Origin of the sequence: Streptococcus mitis, from assembly GCF_965111735.1 — a bacterium.
Taxonomy (GTDB): domain Bacteria; phylum Bacillota; class Bacilli; order Lactobacillales; family Streptococcaceae; genus Streptococcus; species Streptococcus mitis_DR.
On the sequence record NZ_OZ217346.1, the window covers coordinates 1577053 to 1589576 of the forward strand.

7 protein-coding genes are annotated in these 12524 nt (G+C 39.9%); all 7 read right to left on the reverse strand.

All coding sequences use genetic code 11. The features are described 5' to 3' along the window. Window positions 1-141 precede the first annotated feature (141 nt). Complete coding sequence (locus ACLV7W_RS07535; protein ID WP_411865721.1) at window positions 142-5946, reverse strand: ZmpA/ZmpB/ZmpC family metallo-endopeptidase; 5805 nt, start codon at window positions 5944-5946, stop codon at window positions 142-144. 387 nt (window positions 5947-6333) lie between these two features. Beyond that, on the reverse strand, window positions 6334-9126 hold the full coding sequence (gene ileS, locus ACLV7W_RS07540) for an isoleucine--tRNA ligase (protein WP_411865722.1): 2793 nt from the start codon (window positions 9124-9126) through the stop codon (window positions 6334-6336). A 252-nt stretch (window positions 9127-9378) separates the two neighbouring features. Then, window positions 9379-10254: a DivIVA domain-containing protein gene (locus ACLV7W_RS07545; protein WP_314726006.1), complete on the reverse strand. Its 876-nt coding sequence runs from the start codon at window positions 10252-10254 to the stop codon at window positions 9379-9381. Window positions 10255-10262: 8 nt separating this feature from the next. Next, window positions 10263-11048 carry an RNA-binding protein gene (locus ACLV7W_RS07550; RefSeq protein ID WP_411865723.1) on the reverse strand — a complete coding sequence of 262 codons (786 nt, stop codon included), beginning with the start codon at window positions 11046-11048 and terminating at the stop codon, window positions 10263-10265. Continuing rightward, on the reverse strand, window positions 11045-11308 hold the full coding sequence (locus ACLV7W_RS07555) for a YggT family protein (RefSeq protein ID WP_411865724.1): 264 nt from the start codon (window positions 11306-11308) through the stop codon (window positions 11045-11047). The genes ACLV7W_RS07550 and ACLV7W_RS07555 overlap by 4 nt, the downstream gene beginning before the upstream one ends. Then, window positions 11308-11841, reverse strand: a complete 534-nt coding sequence (locus ACLV7W_RS07560; RefSeq protein ID WP_000053357.1) for a cell division protein SepF — start codon at window positions 11839-11841, stop codon at window positions 11308-11310. Before ACLV7W_RS07560 ends, ACLV7W_RS07555 begins: the two co-directional genes overlap by 1 nt. Before the next feature lie 9 nt (window positions 11842-11850). Next, window positions 11851-12522 carry a YggS family pyridoxal phosphate-dependent enzyme gene (locus ACLV7W_RS07565; RefSeq protein WP_004261850.1) on the reverse strand — a complete coding sequence of 224 codons (672 nt, stop codon included), beginning with the start codon at window positions 12520-12522 and terminating at the stop codon, window positions 11851-11853. Between the last annotated feature and the right edge of the window lie 2 nt (window positions 12523-12524).

Consider the following 12524-nt stretch of genomic DNA (forward strand, 5'->3'; position numbering starts at 1 on the left):
TCCTTTAAATTTTCCGAGGTTTCCCCTCGTTTATCTATTCTATTCTACACAATTTTTCACAAAAAAGCTAGTTAAAATCGACAAGTTCTGACAGTCAGAAAGTAAAGTCCTCTCATCCTGACTAGGAACTTCTATAATTCATTACTTTTTATTTGCAAAAATAGAAGTTCTAAAATCATTTGTTTGGTCTAGGTAGGCTTTAAAGACTGCTCTCTTAAGTTTATGGACTGCACTGTCAGTCTCTGGATTATAATTACTCCAACGAGGACCTGTAGCATCCTGTAAAACAGCTTGGTCCATGAGTTCTTGCAACTCATTTACTCTTTGAATGGTTTTCTTGGCATTGCTCATCCATGATTGCGTCGGATCTTTAAAAGTAACTTTATTCAAATGATCAAACTGAGCAACGCGCTCTTGATACATAGCTTTTTTAAAGGCTGCCCAAGATGAATACTGACCACCAAATAGCTTTTCTAAAACAAGCTTATCTGTCACTAATCCTTGCTTTTTACCGTAGAGATTGATTGTCTGACCATTTTGTTTAGCAATTTCTTCATATTGGTTGGAAATATATGGGACCATACCATCTTTAAATCCTTTAGCAGCTAAGAGTTCATAAGCTATCCTACGTCCCATAAGATCTCCAGGAGTACCTTTCTCACTGCTCAATGCTGAAAAGATTGGTGCAAAGAGTTTAATCGTAAAGTAGCCATTTCTCTCATAAGTGCCAGCCTGATACTCACGAGCCGAAAGAATGTTATTGTCAATCAAACTATCAAAGCTGGTCAATTTTTTAGCTTCACTTTCTGTCAATTCTTTGACTACGTTAGTGGCATAAACCTCATTTCCGTCTGCTGGATCTTTCACATACTTGTTCTCAATTTTTCTAAGAGCTTCCATTTTCTGAGATACGTTCAGTTTCTTAACGATCGATTGCCCTTCAAGATATTCCAACAGATAGATGAGGTCAAACATATTATGAGCGTATTTCTGGAGATCGGATGCATCTTTGAATCGTTCCGTCGGATCTAAGACTTGTAGACGGGATCCTTCCATGCTATCTGATTTTGAATGTTTCAAGATTGAGTTAATGGTAATGGTCGCATCATTTGGATGATCTGGCGCTTGTAATAAGCCTTTAGCAAAGAACTCAGGACCAAGACCACTTCTTCTACCATAGCCACCAAGATAGATATCCTGATCTGAATCATGGGTCATCTCATGGGTATACGTAATAGCGCCATCCTTATCCAACATACGGTAAGACATATAATAGACACCATCTCCTGTTGCGTATGCACCGTGATGATTATGAACCACCTTGTTACCAACTGGTCCAAAGAAATGTTGCATTGCAGGATTTGAATTCTCAAAGTCTGCGATTGTTGAAGCCTTTCCTTCAGTATGATCATCACCAAATTTATAGGCATCATAAAGCAGGATCGTACGATAGAGTTTTTCACGTGACTGTTCATCCAAAATACGATACCAATAATCATAGTGATCTCGCTGACGCTTGGCTGTTTCACGCGCATTATCTTCAACAAACTTATTGAGTTCATCTCCAGCCTTATAGTCACTGTTGCGGTAGCGATCGTAAGCGCCAAATCCTAGGCTAGACAAGATTGAGATGACAAATACAGATCTTTCTGGCAAAGTAAGGAGTGGCAAGATCATATTGCGGTATTTCCAAGTACTACTAGTAATTCGGTCATAAACACCGATAGAATACTTAGTCCCTGCTTGCTCTTGCTTGGCTTTGACCTCTGCAATAGTGGATTTTTCTTCGACAATGAAAGCTTTGGTCTGTTTTTTAAACCAGTCATTGTTGCTAGTGTTTGGTAAAAAGACTTTTCGGTAATTTTCTAGCGTGCTAAACAAATCTGTCGTTCCATGATGGCTGGCAAGACTGATACCATAAGTATCAACGTTGTTCTTAGCAAGCAGATTATTAAATCCTGATTTCCCTAACTCAATCAAAGTATCTAACGGAGATGCATTTCCTTTGCCAAAGAAATCAAGGTGATACAAGACCAAGTCTTTAATATTAACCTGACCATAGCTAAAGTTATACCAACGCTCTAAATAGCTCATACCAAGAAGCAAGGCTTCCTTGTTGCGCTTGATTTTATCTACGATGTAATCTGTCATTACTTGATTGTTTTCCACTAGACCAGCATCCGCTGACAAGAGTTTTCTCAGACTTTCTTCTAGATGTTCCTTCGTTTTAGTAAACTGTTCTTCTAAATAGAGCTCGGTTTGCTTCACTTTTGGTGAAATACCAAGTGTGTTTCTAATAGCGTCTGAATGATAATTTACCTTCTTCAATTCTGGTAAGACTTGCTGGATAATCGTTTCTTGATTATACAAGAATTGGTTTGGCGTATAGAGAAGCCCCGTATCTCCTAGACTATATTCTGCTAACTTAGCAAAATCAGTCTGGTACTTGAGCTGGAATGTTTCAGAGGAATGATCCTGGTAATGGAGCAAGAGTTTGTTTGCAGTCCGTTTGTTGGAAACAATATCTGTGATGACTTGGTCATCCTTCATCATGACTGCTGACAAGAGTTCTTTTTGATATAAAAGACTGTTCTCGTTAACTAGGTTTCCGTATTTGACGATGGTTGCCTTGTTGTAGAAAGGTAGCAATTTTTCAATATTTTTATAAGCCAAGGCGCGCTGAGCTTGATAATGCTTCACCTTAGAAAAATCACTTTCTTTACTACCACTTGTTGAAAGAGGCTCCACTGTTGGAGGGGTGAGAGGTTTGATTTCTGCTTTTTTATTAGTCACTTCAGAAGCATCTAAAATTGTTCCTCTTTCTACAAATGATTCCTTGCTGACGACTTCTTCCCTGACCAAGGTGACATTGTAAACTCTATTAGCTTTGTTGCTGAATGTATTAGCCACCTTCATTTCATTATAGTGGTAACCGGTAATAGCATTCCCGTTGGTTACATTGACATCACTTAGTACATTGGTCAATCTTCCTGCATGCTGTTCCTCATTCGTCTTTCGATCCCACAAATATCCAGCCACACCCGCAACTCTACCAAAGTGCTTGACATTGTTGATATCACCTTCAGCATAGCTATCCTGTATATGCGCATCTTGGTCTACTAGACCTGCTATCCCACCGACAGTCTGATCTGAACTATTCGTGTTGGATGAAATGACTACTGTCGCTTTTGACTTAGTCAGTGAAGCTCTGCCTCCTGTCAAATGACCGACCAGACCACCAATATTGTATGCAGCAGTCGTTTCGTAGGTATTAACAATTCTTCCCTTAAAACTGCTCTCTGTGATGCTTGATTGGTCTGCCTTAGCCAACAAACCACCGATACCACGTTCCCCAGCCAGAACACCATCGACATGAACTTGCTTAATCTTTGTGTTATCCGTAGCTTCATTGGCCAGTGAACCGATATCATCTTTACCTGAAATAGAGACATTTTTTAGGCTCAACTTTTCTACTGTGGCCCCTCTCAAGCTTTCAAAAAGAGGCTTTTTCAAATTGTAAATAGCATACTGCTTACCATCTTTTTCACCAATCAACTGACCAGTAAAGGTGCCCTTGATGTAAGATCTGTCATCAGGTCCCAACTCCACTTCGTTGGCATTCAAGCTAGCCGCTAAATGATAGGTTCCAGAGAGATTCTTGTTGATAGCTTTAACCAGGTTGCTAAAGGAAGTGAAGGTTGTTGTTTCTTCTGTGGCCTTTTTTGCGAGATAGAAGGTGAAATTATCGACATATTTATTTTCTAGCTCTTGCTGGAGTTTCTCAGATTTGGCTATGATTTTATAAACGGATTGTCCATTTTTTATTTCTGCAGTTATTGAAGCGACAGGTAGATAGACATCTTTGAATGACGACGATTTTACCTTAACAAAGTAAGTGTCTATATTACTTGGAACACTGTCTAAAGAAACATGTTGTTTGTAAGTACCATTGGTCTGACTATATAACTCCAGATCAGAAACATTTCTTAATTCAAGTGTTTTTTCTGGATCTTTTTCTTTTAGTTTTTCAGACGGATTTTCTGGTTTTGCTTGCTCAATATTGCCAGTATATTCTGGAAGAGGGGCAATTTGTTCGGGTTCAACAACCGCTCCGGACTGAGTGCCTGTATATTCTGGTTTTTCGGCCGTCTCAGGGGCTACAACAGCTCCTGATTGCTCACCTTTATATTCTGGTAAGGAAGCCCGTGTCTCTGGTTCAACAATCGCTCCGGACTGGGTGCCTGTATACTCTGGTTTGTCAGCTGTTTCAGGAGCTACAATCGCTCCCGCTTGAGTTCCTCTATATTCTGGTGTTTCAGTTGTCTCTGGGGCTATAATAGCTCCTGATTGCTCACCTTTATATTCTGGTAAGGAAGCATGAGTCTCTGGTTCAACAACCGCTCCGGACTGGGGACCTGTATAGGATGGCTTCTCAGCCGTTTCTGGTTCTACCAAAGCACCTGACTGGGCACCTTCAACCTCTGGTTCATGCTTTTCTGGTTCAACAATGGTACCAGATTGAATCCCTTTGTACTCTGGCTGTGGGGCAACTTGCTCAGGTTCGACAATAGCACCTGATTGAGTTCCTGTATATTCTAGTTTTTCAGCTGTCTCAGGGGCTACAACAGCTCCCGATTGCTCACCTTTATATTCTGGTAAGGAGGTCCGTGTCTTTGATTCAACAATCGCACCAGCTTGCGTTCCCTGATATTCAGGTAGCGGAGAAATTTTCTCTGCTTCGACTATTGATCCAGATTGGGTGCCAGTATATTCTGGTTTTTCGGCTGTCTCAGGGGCTACAACAGCTCCCGATTGCTCACCTTTATATTCTGGTAAGGAAGCATGGGTCTCAGGCTCACCTTTTCTTGCAGACTGGGGTATTTCACTCGGTACAACTGCCTTCTTAGTCCCTTTTTCTACTATACGTGGTAAGGCTTCTTCTACCTTAGCCAAGAGAACTTCTCGGGAAATTTCTTGGTTTTCAACAGTAAAAATGCGAACAAGCTCGATCTTCTTCCCAGCATGACCTTCTTGTCTGACACGAATAGTTTCCTCAATTAAATCTGGATTCTCTTGAACCACTTCATCAAAGTCTAGCTTGGTTTCAATCTCTTGATCTTTGTATAAGAGCTCTGGTTTATTTAAACGACCAGCCAAGACTTCGTCATGAGGATCCACACTAGCAATACCAGACGGTTTTGGATTGGATGAATCTAGAGAAGGAGCTGATTTCTCTACTGGACGGATTTGAGATGAATCTTTCTGTTTATCTACTGCCTCTTGTCCACCTTCCTTGGTCTGGACATGAGGGTGAACCGTATCCTCTAGTTTCTGATCTCTAGCAACAGTTTCTAACTGATTAATTTTCTTGTCTTGCTTAATATAGCCTAGGTAAGTATAACCCGATAGGGTGCGTGGCAAAGGCAGACTATCTCCTTGGGATAATTGATATTCTTGATTATATTGGAGCAAGAGTTGATTTTCAATAGCCTGAACCGAAGAAACCAAACCGCTCCCCATGCCTGTTATCAAAACAACCTTCAACAGTACTTTCTTCTTGCCTTTCTTTCTCGAAACAGCAAAAATAAGGAGTCCAATCGAAGCGAGGGCTCCACCCGAAAGGACGGTAACCAGATTACTGTGCTCACCGGTATTAGGCAACTGACCTAGTTGGGCTTTTTCATCCATACGATAGACTAGATAATAGGTACTCTCACTATCGTCAGCAATTTTAGGAATGTCCTTTACAATCAAGTCCTTCTCATGACTACTCAGTTCTGTATCCGTCACGTATTTGTAGTGAACAGATACATTTTCTTGAGCAAATACGGTCCCACTGCTAGCAATAGACACAAAAAATAAGCTAGAAATTGAAGCAGATACAAGACCAATCGCTAACTTTCGTAAGGAAAAACGATGCTGCTTCTCTCCAAAAAACTTTTTCATTCTATATCCTCTCTACTATTTTATTCATTTCAAAATAGAAGAAGCATTTTGCTTCCTCACTATGATAAACTTACAAGAAACAAAAATACTTCTGTATATATTTTGATATATTCAATCTACAACCATCATTATACTATAAATTCTCTAACTTGTCCTAAAATAGTACCAGCATTCTTCAATTCATTTGAATCACTTTTCTTCTCATTTATAAATATACAAAAGAGTCTAGGACAAAAGTCTAACCTTAAATATAAAAAGCGAACAAAACGAGTTATCTGACACTCAGAATTCTGTCTTGTTCGCTTTTTTGTCTAATCCATCGATTTTTAAAATTTATAATAAAGAATTCCTAAAATCAAAATCTTTTTGTCCCAGACTCTACACAACTTATTTCGCTTCAAATCCTTCTGCGACTGCTTCCGCAAAGTTTTCTTCTACGATGCTTGCACAGTGGTCACAGATGACTGCGTGGTAGCTACGTTCTGCTGTTGTTGGATCGATGCGACGGCAACGGTCACATACTTGGCCTGCAGCGCGTTCAACAGTGAAAGCTACATCTTCAAAGCTCACAGCATTTTCCGGAGCTGGTTCTTCTGCAATGGTCAAGTCAGACACGATCAAAAGTTGAGCTACATTGCTGTTTACTGCTTCGAGTAGAGTTTTCACAACTTCGTTTGGATAAACTGTCAAGTGAGCTTCAAGTGATTTACCGATAACTTTTGCATTACGAGCTTCTTCCAAGGCTTTTTGAGCTTGTCCACGGAAGTCCATGAAGGCAGCCCATGTATCCAAGATTTCTTCTTGACTAGCAAAAGTTTCCGCTTCTGGCAATTCTGACAATTGAACGAAGTCTTCAGCTTCAAACTCAAGATATGACCAGATTTCCTCTGCTGTGTGAGGAAGGATTGGTGTCAAGAGTTTGGTGATTTTCACAAGAATATCATAGAAGACAGTCTGCATTTGACGGCGTTCCAGTGATTTGGCACCTTCGATGTAAACAACGTCCTTAGCAAAATCAAGGTAGAAGGCTGACAAATCAACGTTGATAAAGTTCACCAAGGCCTTATAGATTGTCAAGAATTCAAAGTTAGCATAAGCATCACGAATGGTCTTGACAAGCTGGTTAAAGCGAATCGTCATGTACTTATCAACTGAACGAAGCTCATCGTAAGCGACTGAATCTTGAGCTGGGTTAAAGTCAGATGTATTAGCAATCAAGAAACGAAGGGTGTTACGGATTTTACGGTAAGTTTCAGAGACTTGGCTCAAGATATCCATAGAGATACGTACGTCATTGCTTGAGTCAACACTTGTTACCCAGAGACGCAAGATTTCAGCACCAAATTGTTTTTCAACATCACTTGGAGCAATGGTATTTCCAAGAGATTTAGACATCTTCTCACCTTTACCATCAAGAGCAAATCCTTGTGACAATATTTGTTTGTAAGGTGCTACGCCATGGTTAGCAACAGATGTGATGAGTGATGAGTTAAACCAACCACGGTATTGGTCAGAACCTTCTAGGTAAAGGTCTGCTGGGTAAGTCAACTCAGGACGGTTTACTACGACTCCATTCCATGATGAACCTGAGTCAAACCAAACGTCCATGATATCTGTTTCTTTTTTGAACTCACCATTTGGTGAACCTGGATGACTAAATCCTTCTGGCAAGAGGTCCTTAGCATCACGTTCCCACCAAATGCTTGAACCATGTTCCTCAAAGAGTTGAGCCACGTGTTCAATAGTTTCAGCAGTCATAATCGCTGTACCGTCTTCAGCGTAGAAGATAGGAAGTGGAACACCCCAAGCACGTTGACGAGAGATAACCCAGTCGCCACGGTCACGAATCATGTTGTAAAGACGAACTTTACCCCATTCTGAGTGGAATTTCACTTTTTCAATTTCGTCCAAGATTTCTTGGCGGAATTTAGAAACTGAGGCAAACCATTGTGGTACTGCACGCCAGATGATTGGTTTCTTGGTACGCCAGTCAAATGGGTATGAGTGAGAGATTTCTTCTTGGGCAAGAAGGAGGTTACCAAGTTTTTCAATAACAGTTGGAACTACCTTTTCATAGAATTGACCTTCAAACTCAGGACCAGCATTAGCCATCATGATACCACGTTCGTCAACAGTCACTGCGACTTCAAGACCATTAGCAATACCAACATTGTAGTCATCCTCACCAAAACCAGGGGCTGTATGGACAATACCAGTACCAGAGTCAGTTGTAACGTGGTCACCAAGGATAACCAATTCATCTACAGCTGTATCCCATGGATGTTCTGTTACGATGTGGTTCAATTCTTGACCACGGTAAGTTGCCAAAACTTGAACATCAACCCAGCCAAATTTTTCAGATAAGCTAGTCAACAATTCTGCAGCAACCACAAACTTACGAGTTTCACCAGCAGGTTGAACCAAAACGTAATCAATATCTGCACCAACAGTCAAACCACGAGAAGCTGTGATGGTAAATGGAGTTGTTGTCCAGACTACGATATAAGTATCTGTATCTAGAACACCTTTGCCATCTTTTACTTTATTGGCATAGTAAAGGGAAGTTGAAACCAAATCATGGTATTCAATCTCCGCTTCAGCAAGGGCAGACTCAGATGACCATGACCAGTAAACTGGCTTGGCACCACGGTAGATATAACCTTTATTAGCCATCTCACCGAAGACACGGATTTGGGCTGCTTCATAATCAGGAGTCAAAGTCACATATGGATTTTCCCAGTCACCAGAAACACCCAAACGTTTGAAGTCTTCGCGTTGTTTATCTACTTGAGAAAGAGCGTATTCACGGCAAAGTTTCAAGTACTCAACCAAGTCCATTTCTTTACGTTTGACACCTTGTTTTGCCAAAACTTGCTCGATTGGCAGACCATGAGTGTCCCAACCTGGGATAAATGGTGCGTAAAAACCTGACATTGATTTTGAACGAACAATGATATCTTTTGAAATTTTGTTCATAGCGTGTCCAACGTGAATATTTCCGTTCGCGTATGGAGGGCCATCATGCAAGGTGAAATGAGGTTTTCCTTGGTTCAATTCTTGACGACGTTGATAAAGCTTTGCATCTTCCCATTCCTTTTGCCAAACTGGCTCTTTGGTAGGAAGTCCTGCACGCATTGGGAAAGCTGTTTTCCCAAGGTTAAGGGTATCTTTGAGTTTCATGGTATCTCCTTTATAAATAATAACAAATTAAAAACCACGACTGCCAAAAAGGACGAAAATCGTGGTACCACCTTTATTCGGAAAAAGATTTAGTCTTTCTCCCTCTTATCCCGTAACGTGGGGAACGTCAAATCTTACTAGCTTCAGACTTGAGTTTTTGAGAGGATAATCTTAGCATTAGGGATTACAGGACTCACACCATCTCCTGCTCGCTGGAAATATAAGGATAAGATATTGTTCTCAGAATATTTCTTATAAAATTGTAACAGATTCTTGCGGTGCCGCAAAACCTGGTTCTGAGTTTACAGCTTCAGTAGCTGGTGTTGGTCCTGAATAATGGCTTGGAGCTACTTCTGGCTCTTCATACATTGGACCAACTGGATGAGCTGGACTTTCTTCAACAACCGGAGCTGGTGAAACCACTTGTTCCTGCTCAGCTCTTGCTTCGGCTTCTGCAAGTTCCTTATTAGCCGCTTCGATACGCGCTTGCAACTCTGCCATTTCCTCGGGAGAAAACTGGCGAGTAATATCAATTGGTTCTTCCTCTGGATGTTGTTGCAAGACAGAGTCACCTAAGACTTCGCTGACCACTTCTTTGAAGGCCTCATCACTTGTCTGAAGATAAGTAGCTGTTGGGCGAAGAATATCTTCCCAATCTGAAGATTCAACAATTGCTAACTGGCTCTCAATTGTAGATTTAAGACGTTGATGGAAGACACGACTCTTGTTCTTCAATTCTTCTGTTTCAACAGCAACCTTCTTAGCATTGTCAGTAGCTTGACGAAGAATTTCATTTGCCTTGTACTTAGCTTCTTCCAACAAACGTTGTGCATCTTGCTCTGCCTGTTGGATAATATTGTTTGCACGTTCAGTTGCAGCATGTTTTACTCGCTCTGCTGTATCTTGTGCAATCAATACAGATTGACTCAATGAATCTTTCATCTCATCAAAGTAAGACAAACGCTCTTCCAAACTCTTAATATGTAAATCCTTATCATGATTAGAGCGAACCAAATCTTCATAATCACGGACTACAATATCTAAAAACTCATCTACTTCTTCTTGATCAAACCCTCTAAAGCGTGTGCTAAAGGTTTTATCTTTGATTTCTAACGATGTAATTGGCATATTTTTCCTCACTTACTTAATAACAATTGGACCGTTAATTTCTTTTTATCTTTTTTTGTTTGCCCATTATCTCTAACGAGTTTCAATCGACCAAATTTCCTTACACTAATCAGATCACCAACTTGAACTGCATAATCTGATTTTTCAACTAAATGGTAATTCACTTGGACTGCCTGTTTTTCAATTAACTGACTTGCCTGATTTCTAGACAGCTTGAAGACACCTGCTAGAAAAACATCTAATCTAGAACTAGCGATACAAATATCTAATTCTTGATAATCTTCTACTGTAGCAATTCTTTCAGTAAAATCCCGTTCTTCTAGACGAACCGGTAACCGAGCAATTTTCGTAATGCCGTCTTGAAAAAGGAGCATAAACTGTCGATTAATGATAATCTGTGCTCTCTCTTCGTTGACTAAGATATCACCAAATAGCTTCCTATCGATTCCTAGCTGATTTAAAACAGTTCCTAATATTTTCGCATGTGTTAGGCGTTCAAACTTATTAGGATAGACTATTTCTTGCAAGGATAGTTCAAAATCAGAGAATTCCGGCTCAAAATAATCAGGATACAGGAGTACCCGTACATATTCAGTTTCAAGAAACTGCCGACTGCTCATATAGGAGATGCCGTTGGTCGATGCTAGAACCTTTAAAATCTTTTCTTGATGGGGATTTATAAAGGGTGTTAAAAAAGGAGAATAAGAATCTTCTACCTTTTTTATCCATTCTACTCCCTTATCAATAAAAGACGAATCATTCTTAGAAAAGTGTTGATAAATCATCTTGTTCATAGAAAGATCACTAAAAGTCGAATCAATTGTTCCCCTAGAAAATGAACTAGTAATACCGCAACCCAAACAGACAAGTCAAGACCAGCAATCTGAAGTGGCAAACGTTGCAAGGGAGCTATTATCGGTTTCACTAAACTAATAATCAAGCGTCCAAGACGTGATTCATAAGCATTAGGAAACCAAGACATCAGAGCAAACACGATTAAAATCAGTGAATAGATATCCACTGCATTTTGAATAAAACGAATGAGAAAGAGCATTATCTCACTCTCGTACGTTTCATGTCAAAGCCAAATTCACCATTTTGTGATTCATCTGGGATTTTGATATCTTCAATATTAACGACAACATCAACTGGTGTCAGTAGGTACATAGTAGATGCTACCTTTTTCATGTTACCAGCCAAAACGTGACGAGCCCCGTCTAGATAATCCAAACAACGACGTGCTTGAACTTCTGTCATATATTGGAAATCAATCAAAATACTTTCGTTACCAGCTAATAAATCAACAATATCTGTGGCATCTTCGTATTTACGTGGATAACGAACATCAATTGTCACCTTATCAGTAGAACGTTGACTTTGCATAGCCAACTCTTGTTGACGGGCATGGAGACGAGTGATGTTTTTATCTTTAGATGGCGTGCTACCAGCTTGTTGAGGCAACTCTTGAACAGAAGGGACTGGAGTCACAATCGGCTCTTCAGCTTTAGGCTGATATGTAGTACCAACATCTTCTCCATCTTCTGTAAAATAATCTATAAATTTATCAAATCTATCTTTTAAAGACATATTTCTTTCCTATTTAAAAAATGCTGTACCAATTCTGACAAAGGTTGAGCCAAATTCAATCGCTTCCTTGTAGTCACGACTCATACCCATACTCAAGTCCGTCATTGGCATATTGGGAATTTGTTTTTCTCTAATTTCTAGTTGCAAATCCTGCGTAGCTTTAAAAATTTCTTTCAACTCATCACTACTAGCTTCAAAAGGAGCCATGGTCATCAAGCCGACATATTCAATTTTATCTAAGGTGGCCAATTCTGGCAAGAGCTCTAATAGTTCTTCCCTTGAAAAACCATGTTTGCTCTCTTCCCTTGAGATATTTACTTGTAAGAAACACTTAACAACTCGGTCACTTCTTTTTTGAATTTCCTCTGCTAGCTTTAATGAATCCAAAGCATGGAAATAATCAACATACTGAATGACATCTTTGACCTTGCGTCTTTGCAAGGTTCCAATCAAATGCCAGGTAATATTTCTATCTTTTAAAGCTTCATATTTCTCAAGAAATTTATCCACACGATTTTCACCAATATGATGCACACCTAGCGGAAGCAAAGCCTCCGCTGTCGGTACGTCTACATATTTTGTAACAGCAACAACCGAAACAGAATTGGCTTCTCTTCCTGACTGCTGACTTGCATCTTTTATTTGTTGAAAAACACGTTCTGTATTTTCTTTCAAATTCATTT